Source organism: Micrococcus endophyticus, from assembly GCF_014205115.1.
Classification (GTDB): Bacteria; Actinomycetota; Actinomycetes; order Actinomycetales; family Micrococcaceae; genus Micrococcus; species Micrococcus endophyticus.
On record NZ_JACHMW010000001.1, the window covers coordinates 319,184 to 336,014 of the forward strand.

At 72.2% G+C, this 16,831-nt stretch carries 13 protein-coding genes; 12 read left to right on the plus strand and 1 reads right to left on the minus strand.

Annotated features, from left to right (window positions below; genetic code table 11):
* The first annotated feature begins 79 nt into the window (after window positions 1–79).
* From HDA33_RS01590 to HDA33_RS01645, 12 genes are all read left to right on the plus strand, one after another.
* Window positions 80–1,588: a phytoene desaturase family protein gene (locus HDA33_RS01590; protein WP_184170196.1), complete on the plus strand. Its 1,509-nt coding sequence runs from the start codon at window positions 80–82 to the stop codon at window positions 1,586–1,588.
* A gap of 82 nt (window positions 1,589–1,670) precedes the next feature.
* The gene (locus HDA33_RS01595) at window positions 1,671–2,330 is read left to right on the plus strand and encodes a hypothetical protein (protein WP_184170199.1); all 660 of its coding nucleotides are present in this window, start codon (window positions 1,671–1,673) and stop codon (window positions 2,328–2,330) included.
* On the plus strand, window positions 2,327–3,235 hold the full coding sequence (locus tag HDA33_RS01600) for a hypothetical protein (protein WP_184170202.1): 909 nt from the start codon (window positions 2,327–2,329) through the stop codon (window positions 3,233–3,235). The genes HDA33_RS01595 and HDA33_RS01600 overlap by 4 nt, the downstream gene beginning before the upstream one ends.
* A 209-nt stretch (window positions 3,236–3,444) precedes the next feature.
* Window positions 3,445–5,319, plus strand: coding sequence for an ABC transporter family substrate-binding protein (locus HDA33_RS01605; protein ID WP_184170205.1), 1,875 nt, complete (start codon window positions 3,445–3,447; stop codon window positions 5,317–5,319).
* 162 nt (window positions 5,320–5,481) lie between these two features.
* Window positions 5,482–7,002: an ABC transporter permease subunit gene (locus HDA33_RS01610; RefSeq protein WP_184170208.1), complete on the plus strand. Its 1,521-nt coding sequence runs from the start codon at window positions 5,482–5,484 to the stop codon at window positions 7,000–7,002.
* Between the two features lie 5 nt (window positions 7,003–7,007).
* Entirely contained in the window at window positions 7,008–8,216 is a 1,209-nt protein-coding gene (locus HDA33_RS01615; RefSeq protein ID WP_221433063.1) for an ABC transporter permease, read from the plus strand.
* A gap of 32 nt (window positions 8,217–8,248) precedes the next feature.
* Window positions 8,249–10,120, plus strand: a complete 1,872-nt coding sequence (locus tag HDA33_RS01620; RefSeq protein WP_221432940.1) for an ABC transporter ATP-binding protein — start codon at window positions 8,249–8,251, stop codon at window positions 10,118–10,120.
* A 149-nt stretch (window positions 10,121–10,269) separates the two neighbouring features.
* On the plus strand, window positions 10,270–12,180 hold the full coding sequence (typA, locus tag HDA33_RS01625) for a translational GTPase TypA (RefSeq protein WP_184170217.1): 1,911 nt from the start codon (window positions 10,270–10,272) through the stop codon (window positions 12,178–12,180).
* Window positions 12,173–12,739 (plus strand): hypothetical protein, encoded by a 567-nt coding sequence (locus tag HDA33_RS01630; RefSeq protein WP_184170220.1) that lies wholly within the window; start codon window positions 12,173–12,175, stop codon window positions 12,737–12,739. Before typA ends, HDA33_RS01630 begins: the two co-directional genes overlap by 8 nt.
* Window positions 12,736–13,062 carry a ferredoxin gene (gene fdxA, locus HDA33_RS01635; RefSeq protein ID WP_141843306.1) on the plus strand — a complete coding sequence of 109 codons (327 nt, stop codon included), beginning with the start codon at window positions 12,736–12,738 and terminating at the stop codon, window positions 13,060–13,062. The genes HDA33_RS01630 and fdxA overlap by 4 nt, the downstream gene beginning before the upstream one ends.
* A 5-nt stretch (window positions 13,063–13,067) precedes the next feature.
* Window positions 13,068–14,219, plus strand: a complete 1,152-nt coding sequence (gene dapC, locus HDA33_RS01640) for a succinyldiaminopimelate transaminase (RefSeq protein WP_184170222.1) — start codon at window positions 13,068–13,070, stop codon at window positions 14,217–14,219.
* 182 nt (window positions 14,220–14,401) lie between these two features.
* Window positions 14,402–15,688, plus strand: a complete 1,287-nt coding sequence (locus HDA33_RS01645; RefSeq protein ID WP_184170225.1) for a citrate synthase — start codon at window positions 14,402–14,404, stop codon at window positions 15,686–15,688.
* Window positions 15,689–15,806: 118 nt separating this feature from the next.
* Here HDA33_RS01645 and dapD read toward each other — a convergent pair whose 3' ends face one another.
* On the minus strand, window positions 15,807–16,772 hold the full coding sequence (gene dapD, locus HDA33_RS01650; protein WP_184170228.1) for a 2,3,4,5-tetrahydropyridine-2,6-dicarboxylate N-succinyltransferase: 966 nt from the start codon (window positions 16,770–16,772) through the stop codon (window positions 15,807–15,809).
* Window positions 16,773–16,831 lie beyond the last annotated feature (59 nt).

Below are 16,831 nucleotides of genomic sequence, written 5' to 3' on the forward strand. Positions count from 1 at the left end.
CTCATGGGTGGGGGCGAGACTGGCATCGGCTCCGGGGCCCGGCCCCGTCCGCACCGCACGCACCAGCATCGGAGAGTCCATGACCGCCTGGCCCACCCCGTCGCCGGCCCCCGCCGGTCCCTGCTTCGCGCTGCCGCGGGGCGTCGAGCCCGGCCGCGCCGTGGTGGTGGGCGCCGGACCCAACGGCCTCACGGCCGCGGCGCTGCTCGCCCGCGAGGGCTGGGAGGTGGACGTGTACGAGCGGGCCCCCGTGCCCGGCGGCGCGTCGGCCTCCGCGCCGGTGCTGGGGGAGGGGACCGTGGTGGACCTCGGCGCGGCGGGCCATCCGTTCGGCGCGGCCAGCCCCGTGTTCCGGGATCTGGACCTGGCCGCCCACGGGCTGCAGTGGCTGCACCCCGCGGTGCCGATGGGCCACCCGCTGCCGGACGGCCCGGCCGCGATCCTGCACCGGGACCTGGACGCCACCGCGGAGGGCCTCGGCCCGGACGGGCGCGCGTGGCGCGCGGTCCACGGCGCCCTCGTGGAGCACATCGAGGAGCTCGTGGCGGACGTGCTCGGCCCGCTGGTGCGCCCCTGGCCCCACCCGGTGGCCATGGCGCGGTTCGGGCTGCGCGCGCCCTGGCCGGCGGCCCACTTCGGGCGGGCCGTGTTCCGCACCGAGCAGGCCCGCGCCCTCTACACCGGCTCCGCCGTCCACGCGATCATGCCCCCCGGCCGTCCCCTCACCAGCGCGTTCGGCGCCCTGTTCGGCGCCCTGGGCATGAGCTCGGGCTGGCCCGTGGCCCGCGGCGGCTCCGGGGCCATCACCGACGCGCTCGTGTCCGTGCTGCGCGCCCACGGCGGGCGCCTGCACCTGGACCAGGAGGTCACGGACCTGCGGGCGCTGCCCGACGCGGACGCCGTCGTGCTGGACATGACTCCGCGCCAGGTGGCGCGGCTGCGCGGGACCGACCTGCCGCCCTCCTACGCCGCCGCGCTCCAGCGATGGTGCCCCGGCCCGGCCGTCTCCAAGGTGGACTTCCTGCTCGACGGCCCCGTCCCGTGGCGCGACGGGCGACTGGCCGGCGCCGGCACCGTGCACCTCGGCGGCACCGCCGCGGACATCCAGCGGGCCGAGGCCGACGTCGCCGCCGGCCGCATGCCCGCCCGGCCCTTCGTGATGCTCTGCCAGCAGCAGTCCGCGGACCCCTCCCGCGCGGCCGGCCCCGCCGCGGGGCGCACCGTCGTCTGGTCCTACGCGCACGTGCCCCACGGGCACCCCGGGGACGTCCGCCCGCTGATCGAGGCGGAGGTGGAGCGGCACGCCCCCGGGTTCCGGGACCGGATCCTCGGCGCCGTGGACATGCGTCCGGCGGACCTCGAGGCGTGGAACCCCAACCTCGTGGGCGGGGACATCGCCGGCGGCTCGATGGCCGGCCTGCGGCTGCTGCTGCGCCCCACCGCCTCCCCGCGGCCGCACCGCGCCGGCCGGCCCGGCCTCTACCTCGCCTCGGCCTCCACGCCGCCCGGCGCCGGCGTGCACGGCATGGCCGGCGCGTGGGCCGTGCGGACCCTGCTGGCCGACCGCGCCCGCGCCACCGGCCGCTGACCCGCCCCGACACCGCCCCGAACCCGCCGCGACCGACACCGCCCCACCCGCCGCCCGACCGTCATCACCCCCAGGAGGAGCCATGAGAGTCCCGCTCGCACCCCGACCGCTCATCGACCGACCGCCGGCCCCGACCGCCGCCCCGGAGCCCACCGCCCGGGACGCATGGGCGATCGGCCTCGGCGCGGCCGCCGTCGCCGTGGCCCTGTGGCCGCTGCGCGCCTACGCCGGCAGCCACCGCTCCGGCACGGACGCGCCGAAGTTCCGGCTCGACTCCTTCCCGCTGTCCACGTACCCCATGTTCTCGGAGCACCGGGGCCGCTCGACGCACGTCCCGCACGTCATCGGCCTGACCGCCGAGGGGGAGCGGGTCATCCCGCACCACCGCCACTTCGGCACGGGCGGGGTCAACCAGACCCGCAAGCAGGTGGCCCGCGCCTTCCGCCGGGGCGACGCCGCCGTCGTCGTCCAGGACTACGCCGACGCCCTGGCCCGCCAGAACGAGGCGCTCGGGGGAGCGGTGCCCACCGGCTCCGGCCCGGGGTCCACGCGACGCCGCCGCGAGGCCGCGATCGTGACCGTGGAGGCCGTGCGCTCCCGCTTCCGCTTCGACGAGTACATGGCCGGGCAGCGCCTGCCCCAGCGCGAGCAGGTCCTCGCCCGCTGCGCCGTCGGCGGCAGGGCCGAGGCCGTCCAGGAGCGGCGGGACGCCGCCCAGCTCGGCCGGGAGGCGGGACGATGAGCACCGGACGCTCCCTCCTCGCCTCCGTGTGGCGGCATGCTGTGGACGTGCTCCGCCCCGCCGCCACGCCCGCCCGCCCCGCCGTGGTCCGCCTCGGCGTCGGCGCCTTCGCCGCCTGGAACGGGCACCGCCGCCGCGACCTCGTCCGAGGGCTGCACCGGCAGGACCCGCGCCGCTTCGAGCCCGTGGGCGTGGTGAAGGTCCTCAAGCGGCCACTGCCGCCGCGCGTGGCCGACGGCCTGTTCGACGCCACCCAGGCTGTGAACGCGCTCGCGACCCTCGGGGTGGCCCATCGCGTCACCGGCCCGCTCAACGCGGCCCTGCAGCTGTGGACGCAGAGCTACCGCAACTCGTGGGGGATGCTCTACCACAACGACAACATGCTGCTGATGCACCAGATGGTGCTGGGCGTCTCACCGAGCGCCGACGCGTTGAGCGTGGACGCCGCCGTCGCCGGCCGGGGGCTCGCCCCGGCCGTGCTGGAGCGGCGGCACGGGGGAGTGCTGCCCATGGTCAACGCGGCGACGTGCGTGGTCTACCTCATCTCCGGCGTGGCCAAGGTGCGCAGCGAGCTGGGGGTCAAGTGGGCCGGCGGCGACGTCCTGCGCGGCCAGATTGCCATCGACGGGCTGCGCAAGGAGCTCTTCGGCTCCGAGATGCCCGCGGCCGGGCGGGCGCTGTACCGGCAGGAGCACCTCTTCACCCTGATGGCCACCGTGGCCCTGGCCGTCGAGCTGGGGGCGCCGCTGTCCCTGGTGGACCGCCGCCTGGGCCGCGCCTTCGCCGTGGCCGCGTGGGGGATGCACGTCGGGATCCGCGTGATCATGGGCATCAAGTTCACCTACAACACCTCCGGCGTGAGCTACCTGGGCTACTTCCCGGTAGGCCCCGCGCTGCCGCGCTGACCGGCGGCGCATCGTTCCAGGCGACACGCGGGTGGGCGGATCCGGGCGCGGGACTTTCGCGAATCGGAATGTGCCCGCTACAGTGTGCTCCATCTCACGGAACGTTCCGTCTCGGCGGAACGGCCCGGAGGTCGTCTCGCACCACCGGTACCCACCCGTGGCCGGATGCGCGACGTCGCTTGCACCTCTGATGAACGGAAGCCACTTCCATGAAGTACACCAAGCTCTCCGCCGCCGCGGCCCTCGCCGCCGGCTCTGCCCTGATCCTCTCCGCCTGCGCCCCGGGCGGCGGCGACGCCGACAACACCGCCTCCTCCGGCAACGGCGGCGCCTCCGGCTCCGCCTCGCAGGGCGGCGAGGCCGGCGCCCCCGAGGTCACCGAGGGTGACAAGGGCCAGAAGCTCACCGCACCCGTCGACGGCCCCGGCATGGCGGACCTGGGCGACATCCAGCCCCAAGACGACACCATCGCCTACTCCGTCGGCGCGGACGACTTCGTGTCCTACAACGGCGTGCAGTCCAACACCTACACCACGTACAACTCCGCCGTGGTGGACCGCATGTTCTCCTCCTTCTGGTACTTCGGCACGGACGGCTCCGTCCAGAGGAACGAGGACTTCGGCACCTACGAGAAGGTCTCGGACGAGCCGCTGCAGGTGAAGTACACGATCGCAGAGGACGCCAAGTGGTCCGACGGCACCCCCGTCACCGCCGCCGACTACATCCTGCAGTGGGCCGTGGAGAACGACACCGTCAAGGCCGAGGGCGCCGAGGCCCCGCTGTTCGACTCCATCTCCTTCGAGCAGGGCAAGTACATCACCGAGGCCCCCGAGGGCGACCCCGCCGGCAAGGAGTTCACGGTCACCTACGCCGAGCCCTACGCCGACTGGGAGATCCTGATCGGCTCCACCCTCCCGGCGCACATCGTCGCCGAGAAGGCCGGCATGACCATCGAGGAGCTCGCCGAGGCCGCCGCGAACAAGGACGTCGAGGCGCTGACCCCCGCCGCCGAGTTCTGGAACGACGGCTGGGACTTCAACCCGGGCGAGCTGCCGGACCTGGCGGACGTGCCCTCCACCGGCCCCTACATGTTCAAGGAGGGCGGCTGGCAGGCCGGCCAGAGCATCACGCTCACGGCCAACCCGGAGTACTTCGGCACCCCCGCCGCCACCAAGGAGCTCGTGCTCCGCTTCGCCGACCCGAAGACCCACGTGCAGGCGCTGCAGAACGGCGATCTGGACGTCATCGAGCCGCAGGCCACCGTGGACACCCTGCAGCAGCTCGAGGGCCTGGGCGACTCCGTCAACATCCAGACCGGCGACCAGATGACCTGGGAGCACATCGACTACAGCCACGTCGAGGGCTCGGTCTTCGCCGACTCCCCGGAGCTGCGCGAGGCCTTCGCCCTGTGCGTGCCGCGTCAGCAGATCGTGGACAACCTGATCAAGCCGATCTACCCCGAGGCCCAGGTCATGAACCTGCGCGAGGTCTTCCCGTTCCAGGACGACTACCAGGAGGTCGTGGACGCGGCCTACCCGTCGGAGCTGGACCAGCCGAACCTCGAGCGTGCCAAGGAGCTCGTCGAGCAGTCGGGCGTCTCCAACCCGACCGTGCGCCTCGGCTACCAGGCCGGCAACCCGCGCCGCACCGAGACCGTCGCGCTCATCAAGAGCTCGTGCGACCAGGCCGGCTTCAACATCCAGGACGCCAACTCGCCGGTGTTCTTCACCGAGGTCCTGCCCGCGGGTGACGTGGATGCGGCCCTGTTCGCCTGGGCCGGTTCCGGCCAGAAGGCGTCGGGCAAGAACATCTACCACACCACCGGCGCGCAGAACCAGGTGAAGTACTCCAACCCCGAGGTCGACGCCGCGTTTGAGGCCCTGGCCACCTCGCTGGACGAGGACGAGCAGAAGGAGCAGACCAAGATCATCGAGAAGCTCCTGTGGGAGGACTTCCAGGCGATCCCGCTGTACGCCCACCCGGGTGTGGTCGGCCACAACGCCGACGTCGCCAACGTGCGCGACTCCGCCGCCCAGTCGGGCGCGCTGTGGAACGTGGAGCAGTGGGTCCGCGTCCAGCAGTGACGTCCCACTGATCCCTGACGACCGGCGGTCCGCTCCCAGCGGACCGCCGGTGTCGGGACTCAGGACAGAGCCCGGCCGGGCACCGGCCGGGCTCTGGCCGTGAACCGCGGCTCCGCCGCACTTCCCTCTCCTTCGCACGCGCACGGAAGGCCACCCCCTGTTGTGCTGAAATTTATCCTCAAGCGTCTCGGCAGCTCCCTCCTGGTGCTGTGCGGCGCATCGATCCTCCTGTTCTTCCTCGTGGTCAACTCGGGCGACCCCCTCCAGGACCTGCGAGAGTCCTCGAGCCCCAACCGCGAGACCCTCATCGCCGCGCGCACCCAGTTCATGGGGCTGGACCAGCCGTGGTACAGCCGCTACTGGGACTGGCTGACCGGCGTCGCCGGCTGCGCCACCGGCAACTGCGACTTCGGGCTCAACCGCTCCGGTCAGCAGATCGGCGACCTCCTGAGCAACGCCGCGGCCTCCACGCTGCGCCTCGTCGTGCTCGCCACCGTCCTGGCCATCATCATCGGCATCGCGGTCGGCATCATCACCGCGATCCGCCAGTACTCCGGCCTGGACTACGTGGTCACGTTCCTGATCTTCCTCTTCTTCTCCCTGCCCGTGTTCTGGGCCGCCGTGCTCCTGAAGGAGTACCTGGGCATCCGGTTCAACGACTGGATCGGGATGCCGGAGCTCAACTGGACAGGGCTGATCGTGCTGGCCCTGCTCGCGGGCCTCGCCCTCCAGGCCGTCATGGCCGGAGACGTCAAGCGCCGCGTGTTCACCTTCCTGGCCACCGTGGCGGTCGTCCTCGTCGGCGGCTGGCTGCTCTTCGCCCTCGACTTCTGGCGCAACCCGCAGATGGGCCCGATCGTCCAGGCCCTGATCGGCCTGGCCGCCGCCGTCGGCGCCACCACCGTGATCGCCGGCCTGCGCAACCGCTCGGTGCTCAAGGCGACCCTCGTGACCGTCGCGATCGGCATCGTGGCCTACTACGCCACCTACGGCATCCTGCGCAGCACGCCCTCGGCGCTGCTGATCGCCGGCCTCGGCGTGATCCTGGTGCTCGTGGCCATCCTCGTGGGCCGCCTGCTCGGCGGCTTCTCCAAGAGCGCGGCCGTGTCCGCCTCGCTGGTGACCGCCCTGATCATGGGCGTGTCGATCGTGGCCGAGCACGTCATGAACTACTGGCCCGCCTTCCTGCGGGCCAAGCCGCGTCCGATCTCCACGATCGGCTCGGGCACGCCCAACATGGAGGGCCACTTCTGGGTGCTCTTCCTGGACCGCGGCGCGCAGCTGCTGCTGCCCACCATCCTGCTGACCATCATCTCGGTGGCCACCTACTCGCGGTACACCCGCTCCTCCATGCTCGAGGTCTCGCGCCAGGACTACATCCGCACCGCGCGCGCCAAGGGCCTGTCGGAGCGCCAGGTGATCCTGAAGCACGCGTTCCGCAACTCGCTGATCCCCATCACCACGATCATGGCCTTCGACTTCGCCGGCCTGATCGGCGGCGCCGTGATCACGGAGCAGGTGTTCGGCTGGAAGGGCATGGGCGAGCTGTTCGCCACCGGCCTCAACCAGGTGGATCCCATGCCCGTCATGGCGTTCTTCCTCGTGACCGGCACCGCCGCCGTGCTGATGAACCTCGTGGCGGACGTGCTCTACGCCGTCCTCGACCCCCGGATTCGAGTGTGAGCCAGATGACGACCAACAACTCCTCGACGTCGGGCACCCAGCTCGACGAGCAGCAGATCTTCGACCTCGCGGAGGCCGAGGACGCCAAGCTCCGCGCCAAGGCCGGGAAGTCCTATTCGCAGGGCGCCCTGGTCCGCAAGCGCTTCCTCCACCACAAGGCCGCGATGGCCTCCGTGATCGTCCTCGTGTTCATCACGGTGATGGCGTTCACGTCCATCGGCTTCGCCGGCATCCCCGGCTGGTGGGACAAGTCCTACCTCGCCGCCGCCACCGTGGTGGACGGCGGCCGGCCCACCCTCTCGCTCGTGCCGCAGTTCCTCGGCGGCGAGGGCATCCGCTGGGGCGAGCACCCCTTCGGCCAGGACTCCACGGGCAAGGACTACTTCGCCCTGGTGATGCGCGGCACCCAGCAGTCCATGATCATCGCGGCCATCGTGGGCCTGCTCTCCACGGTGATCGGCGCAGTCATCGGCGCCGTGTCCGGCTACTTCGGCGGCTGGATCGACTCGGTGCTGATGCGCCTGACCGACCTGATCATCGTCATCCCGCTGCTCGTGCTGGCGGCCGTGCTCGGCAAGATGGCCAGCGGCGCGAACATGGGCATCCTCCCGCTCGCCCTGGTGCTGGGCCTGGTGACCTGGACGTCGCTGGCCCGTCTCGTGCGCGGCGAGGTCCTCTCCCTGCGCGAGAAGGAGTTCGTGGCGGCCGCCGTCGCCATGGGCGCCAGGCCGGGCCGCGTGATCGGCAAGCACCTGCTGCCGAACACCATCGGCGTGATCGTGGTCAACGCGACGTTCGCGATCGCCGGCGCCGTGCTGCTGGAGACCTCGCTCTCCTTCCTCGGCTTCGGCGTGAAGGCCCCGGACTCGTCCCTGGGCCTGCTCATCAGCCTCTACCAGAACTCCTTCACCACCCGTCCGTGGCTGTTCTGGTGGCCGGGCATGATCATCCTGGCCATCGCCCTGTCCGTGAACTTCCTGGGCGACGGCCTGCGCGACGCCTTCGACCCGCGTCAGGGCGCGGCGGCGGGCCGCAAGCGCGGCCTGTTCGGCCGCCGTGCCGCCAAGACCGACGCCGGCGCCACCACCGCCGGCGGCCTGGGCACCGCGCCCACCGCCCGTGACGGTGAGGCGGACGACCTCATCGCCGACCCCGACGCCCCCGAGCACCGCCGCGGCGGAGCCGGCGGCCCGGCAGGAGGTGTGGGCCAGTGACCGCGCACGGCAACGACAAGGAAGGCCGACCGATGTCCGGCAAGAAGAACCAGCACGACGCCGCCGGCACTGAGCCGACGGCGGTCGGGACCGGCGCCGGCGAGCACGGCTCGCACTCCGCCGACCTCGACGCGCGCGGCGCGGCCGTGCCCGGCTCCTCGGGCACGGGCGGGCCGACCCCCGGCCCGGCGACCAGCTCCATGGGGGTCGTGGCCCGCCACGACGACCTGGACGGCAAGCCCGTGCTCGCGTTCCGCGACGTGGACGTGAAGTTCGGGACCGAGTTCGGCGAGGTCCACGCCGTGAAGGGCGTGACGTTCGACGTCAAGCCCGGCGAGGTCGTCGCCCTCGTGGGCGAGTCGGGCTCCGGCAAGTCCGTCACCAGCGCCACCGCCATGGGCCTGCTGCCGAGCAACGCGGACATCACCGGCTCGGTGCAGCTCGCGGGCCGCGAGGTGCTCGACATGACCCCCGGCCAGCTGCGCGGGATCCGCGGCGACGAGGTCGCCATGGTGTTCCAGGAGCCGATGACGGCGCTGAACCCGGTGCTCACGGTGGGCGACCAGCTCACCGAGGCGCTGGAGCTGCACGGCATCGCCTACGGCACCGAGGCGGACAAGCGCGCGGTCGAGCTGCTCACCATGGTGGGCATCCCGGACGCGGCGGAGCGCCTGAAGCAGTACCCGCACCAGTTCTCCGGCGGCCAGCGCCAGCGCATCGTGATCGCGATGGCCATCAGCTGCTCCCCGAAGGTGATCATCGCGGACGAGCCCACCACGGCGCTCGACGTGACGGTCCAGGCGGAGATCCTGGAGCTGCTGCGCTCGCTGAAGAACAAGATGAACACCGGCATCCTGCTCATCACGCACAACATGGGCGTGGTGGCGGACATGGCGGACCGCGTGTGCGTGATGCTCCACGGCGAGCTGGTGGAGCAGGGCACGGTGCACCAGGTGCTCCAGCACGCCCAGCACCCCTACACGCAGAAGCTGCTCTCCTCGGTGCCGCGCCTCGGCGCGACGTACGAGGTCGCCGAGCCGGAGCCGGTCACGGCCACCCAGACGACGGCCAAGTACGCGATCGAGGCCGAGGACCTCCACCTCGAGTACGACCACCGCGGCAAGAAGAACCGCGTGGTGCACGACGTGAGCTTCCAGGTGGCCCCGGGCGAGATCCTGGGCCTCGTGGGCGAGTCCGGCTCGGGCAAGTCCACCATCGCCAAGTCGGTGCTGGGCCTGCTCACCATCGCGGAGGGCTCGCTGCGGATCCAGGGCCACGACCTGGCCGCCATGCCGAAGTCGGAGCAGCGGAAGCTGCGCAAGAACATCGGCGTGGTGTTCCAGGACCCGGCCGCCTCGCTGGACCCCCGGTTCCCGATCGGCGACGTCATCACCGAGCCGATGGTGGTCCACAAGGTGGGGGACCGGCGCTCGCGCCTGGCCCGCGCCGAGGAGCTGCTGGACGCGGTGCGCCTGCCCCGCTCCGTGGTGAACCGCTACCCGCACGAGCTCTCGGGCGGCCAGCGCCAGCGCGTCTCGATCGCCCGCGCCCTGACCCTGGACCCCCAGGTGCTCATCGCGGACGAGCCGACCTCGGCCCTGGACGTGTCCGTCCAGGCCGCGGTGCTGGACATGTTCGCCGAGCTGCAGCAGCGCTACGAGTTCGCCTGCCTGTTCGTGTCCCACGACCTCGCGGTGGTGGACATGCTGGCCCACAAGGTGCTCGTCCTCAAGGACGGCCGCCAGGTGGAGCAGGGACCCACCAAGGAGGTGCTCCACAACCCGCGTGAGGAGTACACCCGCCGGCTCCTGGCCGCGGCCCCCGTGCCGGACCCGGACCAGCAGGCGGAGCGGCGCCAGGAGCGCCGCGACTTCCTCGCCTCCCTCGGCGAGGGCGTCTACTGATCCCCTGAGGGCGCGCGGCGGGCCGGCCCCGCCGCGCACCCGGGCCGACCGGCCCGCCATCCGACGGCGGTCCCTGCGCGTACAATCGCACGGGGGCCGCCGTCGTCGTGCGTCCCCGCCCCACGCCTCACGAACCGGACAGGACGCCCATGACCTCGACCGACACCCGCCGCTCCGACCTGCGCAACGTGGCCATCGTGGCCCACGTGGACCACGGCAAGACCACCCTCGTGGATGCCATGCTCCGTCAGGGAGGCGCCTTCGCGGCCCACGGGGAGGTGGCCGAGCGCGTCATGGACTCCGGGGACCTGGAGCGCGAGAAGGGCATCACGATCCTGGCCAAGAACACCACCGTGTTCTACTCCGGGCCCTCCGCCCCCGAGGGCCAGACCGTGACCTTCAACGTGATCGACACCCCCGGCCACGCCGACTTCGGCGGCGAGGTGGAGCGCGGCCTGTCCATGGTGGACGGCGTCGTGCTGCTCGTGGACTCCTCCGAGGGCCCGCTGCCGCAGACCCGCTTCGTGCTGCGCAAGGCGCTGGCCGCCAAGCTGCCCGTGATCCTCGTGGTCAACAAGACGGACCGCCCGGACGCCCGCATCGACGGCGTCGTCTCCGACTCCATGGACCTGCTCCTGGGCCTGGCCTCTGACCTCGCCGACGAGGTGGAGGACCTGGACCTGGACTCCGTGCTGAACCTGCCCGTGGTGTTCGCCTCCGGCAAGGCCGGCCGCGCCTCGCTGAACCAGCCCGAGGACGGCTCCCTGCCGGACTCCGAGGACCTCGAGCCGCTGTTCGCCACCATGATGGAGCACATCCCGGCCCCCGCCTACACGGAGGGCGAGGTCCTCCAGGCGCACGTCACCAACCTGGACGCCTCCCCGTTCCTGGGCCGCCTGGCCCTGCTGCGCATCTTCAACGGCACCCTGAAGAAGGGCCAGCAGGTCGCCTGGGCCCGCCAGGACGGCACGCTGAAGACCGTGAAGATCACCGAGCTGCTCGGCACCAAGGGCCTGAGCCGCGAGCCGATCGAGGAGGCCGGCCCGGGCGAGATCGTGGCCGTGGCCGGCATCGAGGACATCATGATCGGCGAGACCCTCACGGACGTCGAGAACCCCAAGCCGCTGCCGCTGATCACGGTGGACGACCCCGCCATCTCCATGACCGTGGGCATCAACACCTCCCCGCTGGCCGGCCGCGTCAAGGGCGCCAAGGTCACGGCCCGCCAGGTGAAGGACCGCCTGGACGCCGAGCTGATCGGCAACGTCTCCCTCAAGGTGCTCCCCACTGAGCGCCCGGACGCCTGGGAGGTCCAGGGCCGCGGCGAGCTCGCGCTGGCCATCCTCGTGGAGCAGATGCGCCGCGAGGGCTTCGAGTTGACCGTGGGCAAGCCGCAGGTGGTCACCAAGACCGTGGACGGCAAGGTCCACGAGCCCATGGAGCTGATGACCATCGACACGCCCGAGGAGTTCATGGGCGCCGTCACCCAGCTCATGGCCGCCCGCAAGGGCCGCATGCAGGAGATGTCCAACCACGGCACCGGCTGGATCCGCATGGAGTTCTCCGTGCCCGCCCGCGGCCTGATCGGCTTCCGCACCCAGTTCCTCACGGACACGCGCGGCGCCGGCATCGCCTCCTCCATCGCCAACGGCTACGAGCCCTGGGCCGGCACCATCGAGTACCGCAACAACGGCTCGCTCGTGGCGGACCGCGCCGGCACGGCCACCCCGTTCGCCATGATCAACCTGCAGGAGCGCGGCTCCTTCTTCATCCAGCCCGGCTCCGAGGTGTACGAGGGCATGACCGTCGGCGAGAACTCCCGCGCGGACGACATGGACGTGAACATCACCAAGGAGAAGAAGCTCACCAACATGCGTGCGGCCTCCTCGGACTCGTTCGAGGGCCTGACGCCCCCGCGCCAGCTCACCCTCGAGGAGTCCCTCGAGTTCGCCCGCGAGGACGAGTGCGTGGAGATCACCCCGGAGGACATCCGCATCCGCAAGGTCGTCCTGGACGCCAACGAGCGCCTGAAGGCCGCGCGCGCCCGCGCCCGTGCCTGACCGTCCCCGCCGCCGCGCCCGGCCCGCCGACCTGGTGGGCGGGGCGCTGCTCGGCGTCGTCGCCGGCGCGCTCGGCACCGCCGTCCACCTGACGCTCTCGCCGCTGCCCGGCGGCTGGACCCTGCCGTGGGGGGCCGTGCTGGCCCTCGTGCTCGTGGGCTCGACACAGCGCTGGTGGATGGTCCGACGCGCGGGCCGCGGCGGGCGCGCCCTGCCGGCGGGGGCCGCGGTGGTCGCCGGGGCGTTCACCGCGGTCCTGGCCCTGCACCGCCTGCCGGTCCACGACGCCCTGGGGGTGTCCTGGACGGCCGGCCTGTGGGCGGCGGCGCCGGGCGCCGTCGTCGCCTCCGTGGCCTGGAACGTCGGTCAGCCGGTGCTCGGCCTGGTCCTGTTGGCTGCGGGCCGGCGGCTGGACCGCCGACTCGCGGAGGCCGCCGACGGCGCCACGCGCCCCCGCCGGGCTACTGTGACGGCCCGCGAAACGGGTCCGGGGGAGCGAGTACCCTGGACCGCAGCCCCGCAACCCCGTGCCCAGAGAGAGGTGGACGGTCAGCCATGACCTACGTGATCGCGTTGCCGTGTGTGGACGTCAAGGACAAGGCGTGCATCGACGAGTGCCCCGTGGACTGCATCTACGAGGGGGAGCGCTCCCTGTACATCCACCCGGACGAGTGCGTGGACTGCGGCGCCTGCGAGCCCGTCTGCCCCGTGGAGGCCATCTACTACGAGGACGACACCCCGGAGGAGTGGGCCGACTACTACAAGGCCAACGTCGAGTTCTTCGACGACCTGGGCTCCCCGGGCGGCGCCGCCAAGCTGGGCATGATCGCGAAGGACCACCCGATCATCGCCGCCCTCCCCCCGCAGAACGCCGACGCCTGATCCGCATGCTGACGCTGCCGGACTACCCGTGGGACACGCTCACCCCCTACCGTGAGCGCGCCGCCGGCCACCCGGACGGCGTGGCGGACCTGTCCATCGGCACGCCCGTGGACCCGACGCCGGAGCTGATCCGCCGGGCCCTCACCGAGGCCGCCGACGCGCACGGCTACCCGACGACGCACGGCACCGCCGACCTGCGCCGCGCGGTCGTGGACTGGTACGCCCGCCGCCGCGGCGTGGCCGGGCTGGACCCGGAGGCCGTGGTGCCCACGGTGGGCTCCAAGGAGTTCATCGCGTGGCTGCCCACGCTCATGGGCCTGGGCGCCGGGGACGTCGTCGTGCACCCCGAGGCCGCCTACCCCACCTACGCGATGGGCGCGCTGATCGCCGGCGCCGAGGCCGTGGCCGCGGACGACCTCGCCTCGCTGGCCCCCGAGGTGCGCGAGCGGGTGCGCCTGGTGTGGACCAACTCCCCGGCGAACCCCACGGGCGCCGTGCTGGACGCCGCCGCGCTCAAGCGCGTCGTGGACGACGCCCGCGCCCTCGGCGCCGTGGTCTGCGGCGACGAGTGCTACGCCGAGCTCGGCTGGGACGAGTGGGACGGCGAGATCGTCCCCTGCATCCTGTCCGAGGAGGTCTCCGGCGGGGACCTGACGGGCCTGCTCAGCGTCTACTCGCTGTCCAAGCAGTCCAACCTCGCCGGGTACCGCGCCGCCTTCGCCGCGGGCGACCCGGGGCTGGTGGCCACCCTGGTGAACACGCGCAAGCACGCCGGCATGATCGTGCCCGCCCCCGTGCAGCACGCCATGGCCGTGGCGCTGGCGGACGAGGACCACGTGGCGCAGCAGAAGGACCGCTACCGTCGCCGCCGCGACGCCCTGCGCGCCGCCCTCGAGGCCTCCGGCCACGCCGTGGACCACTCCGAGGCGGGCCTGTACCTGTGGACCCGCCGGGCGGACACCGACCCGGCCGCGGCCACGGAGCAGGACTCGTGGGACCTGCTGGGCGAGCTCGCCGACCTCGGCATCGTGGCCGGACCCGGCGTGTTCTACGGCGACGCCGGCCACGGCTACGTCCGCGTGGCCATCACCGCCTCGGACGAGGCCGTGGAGCAGGCCGCCCGCCGGCTCGCCGCGCGGGGTCCGCTGCGCCGCTGAGCGCGGCCGGCACACCGCCCCCACGCGCCCGCGGCCGCCGCGGTCACGCGGCGACGTCGGAGCGGACGGGCGGGGCGGTCGGACCCGGTCCTTGGTAGTTTGGAGCAGAGTCGTCCCCGTGGGCGCGTGCCTGAGCGGCGCGCGGGCCCGGACCATCCAGTAGAGAACGAGGGAGCACACCCGTGACCCAGAACGAGTCCGTCCGGCTGACCGTCGGCGAGCAGAGCCTGGACCTCGGCGTCGAGCGCGCCACCGAAGGCAACAACGGCATCAACATCGCCCCGCTCCTGAAGGAGACCGGCGACGTCACCTACGACCCGGGCTTCATGAACACGGCGAACGCCAAGTCCGCCGTCACGTTCATCGACGGCGACGAGGGGATCCTGCGCTACCGCGGCTACGCCATCGAGGACCTCGCCGCGAACTCCTCGTTCATGGAGGTCGCCTACCTGCTGATCTACGGCGAGCTGCCCGAGTCCAAGGAGACCCTGGAGGCCTGGGAGACCAACATCCTGCGCCACAACATGGTGCACGAGGACCTCAAGCTGTTCTTCAACGGCTTCCCGCGGGATGCGCACCCGATGCCGGTGCTGTCCTCCTCCGTGTCCGGGCTGTCCACGTTCTATCCGGACTCCCTGGACCCGCACGATCCGGAGCAGGTCCACATCTCCACCGTGCGTCTGCTGGGCAAGCTGCCGGTGCTGGCCTCCTACGCGTTCAAGAAGTCGCTGGGCCAGCCGTTCATGTACCCGCACAACTCGCTGAACTACGTGGAGAACTTCCTCCGCCTGTGCTTCGGCGTGCCGGCCGAGGAATATGACATCGACCCGGACGTGGTCAAGGCCCTCGACCTGCTGCTCATGCTGCACGCCGACCACGAGCAGAACGCCTCCACCTCCACCGTGCGCCTCGTGGGCTCCACCCAGGCCAACCTGTTCGCCTCGGTCTCCGCCGGCATCAACGCCCTCTACGGCCCCCTCCACGGCGGCGCCAACGAGGCCGTGCTGAACATGCTCCGCACGATCCAGTCCGACGGCATCAAGCCCGAGGACTTCATGGAGAAGGTGAAGAACAAGGAGGACGGCGTCCGCCTGATGGGCTTCGGTCACCGGGTGTACAAGAACTACGACCCGCGGGCCAAGATCATCAAGAAGACCGCCGAGGACATCCTGGGCAAGTTGGGCGGCAACGACGAGCTGCTCGAGATCGCCCAGCGCCTCGAGGAGAAGGCCCTCGCCGACGACTACTTCGTGGAGCGCAAGCTCTACCCGAACGTCGACTTCTACACCGGCGTGATCTACAAGGCCATGGGCTTCCCGGAGAAGATGTTCACCGTCCTCTTCGCCCTGGGGCGCCTGCCCGGCTGGATCGCCCAGTGGCGCGAGCTGATGGAGGACCCGGCCACCAAGATCGGCCGCCCGCGCCAGATCTACGTGGGCGAGCCCCTGCGCCAGTACCCGCAGCGCTGACCGGCGCGGCCCGGCTCCGGCCGGGCCCGGCACGACGACGGCCCGTCACCCCGCCCGTGAGGCGGAGGCGACGGGCCGTCGTCGTGCGGTGCGCGCTCGGTGTGCGCGCGGGGCGCGCTCAGTTGGCGTGCAGTGCGGCGTTGAGCTCCACGGTGCGGCCGGCGCGGGGGAGGACCTCCACGACGCCGGTGGCCGAGTTGCGTCGGAAGAGCAGGTTGGGCACGCCGGAGAGCTCCACGGCCTTGACGGTGCGGGACTCCTCGCCCGGGCGGACCACGGTGACGAGGGTGCCGGCGGTGACGTACAGGCCGGCCTCCACCACGCAGTCGTCCCCGATGGAGATGCCGACGCCGGAGTTGGCGCCGAGGAGCACGTGCTCGCCGATGACGACCTTCTGGGTGCCGCCGCCGGAGAGGGTGCCCATGATGGACACGCCGCCGCCGAGGTCGGAGCCGTCGCCCACCACGACGCCGGCCGAGATGCGGCCCTCCACCATGGAGTGGCCCAGGGTGCCGGCGTTGAAGTTCACGAAGCCCTCGTGCATCACGGTGGTTCCCTCGGCGAGGTGGGCGCCGAGGCGGACGCGGTCGGCGTCGCCGATGCGCACGCCGGTCGGCACCACGTAGTCGGTCATGCGCGGGAACTTGTCCACGCCGTAGACGTTCACGGCGCCGCGGGCGCGCAGGCGGGCGCGGGTCAGCTCGAAGCCCTCTACGGCGCACGGGCCGAAGTTCGTCCACACCACGTTGGCCAGCAGGCCGAACACGCCGTCCAGGTTCAGCTCGTTGGGGCGCACGAGGCGGTGGGACAGGGCGTGCAGGCGCAGCCACGCGTCCTCGGCGGTCGCGGGGGCGGCGTCGAGGTCCGCCTCCAGCTCGACCACGGACTGGGTGGTGCCGCGGTCCGCGTCGTCCGCGGCGAGGGAGCGCAGGGTCTCGGCGAGGGCGGCGTCCGCGTCGGCGAGCGGGCCGGCCACGGGGGCCGGGAACCACACGTCGAGCACGGTGCCGTCGGCGGCCGTGGTGGCCAGGCCGTGGCCGGAGACGAGGCGGGCGGAGGGATGCTGGGCAGCGGTCTCGGTCATGCGTCCCAGGATAACGACGGGCCCGGACGCGGCCCGGGGGAAGACGGACCGCGTCCGTA

Bases quoted from the DNA above. Each gene is read 5' to 3' on its own strand.
- HDA33_RS01590 (WP_184170196.1), top strand. From the start codon at position 80: ATGACCGCCTGGCCCACCCCGTCGCCGGCCCCCGCCGGTCCCTGCTTC.
- HDA33_RS01595 (WP_184170199.1), top strand. From the start codon at position 1,671: ATGAGAGTCCCGCTCGCACCCCGACCGCTCATCGACCGACCGCCGGCC.
- HDA33_RS01600 (WP_184170202.1), top strand. From the start codon at position 2,327: ATGAGCACCGGACGCTCCCTCCTCGCCTCCGTGTGGCGGCATGCTGTG.
- HDA33_RS01605 (WP_184170205.1), top strand. From the start codon at position 3,445: ATGAAGTACACCAAGCTCTCCGCCGCCGCGGCCCTCGCCGCCGGCTCT.
- HDA33_RS01615 (WP_221433063.1), top strand. From the start codon at position 7,008: ATGACGACCAACAACTCCTCGACGTCGGGCACCCAGCTCGACGAGCAG.
- HDA33_RS01620 (WP_221432940.1), top strand. From the start codon at position 8,249: ATGTCCGGCAAGAAGAACCAGCACGACGCCGCCGGCACTGAGCCGACG.
- typA (WP_184170217.1), top strand. From the start codon at position 10,270: ATGACCTCGACCGACACCCGCCGCTCCGACCTGCGCAACGTGGCCATC.
- fdxA (WP_141843306.1), top strand. From the start codon at position 12,736: ATGACCTACGTGATCGCGTTGCCGTGTGTGGACGTCAAGGACAAGGCG.
- dapC (WP_184170222.1), top strand. From the start codon at position 13,068: ATGCTGACGCTGCCGGACTACCCGTGGGACACGCTCACCCCCTACCGT.
- dapD (WP_184170228.1), bottom strand. From the start codon at position 16,772: ATGACCGAGACCGCTGCCCAGCATCCCTCCGCCCGCCTCGTCTCCGGC.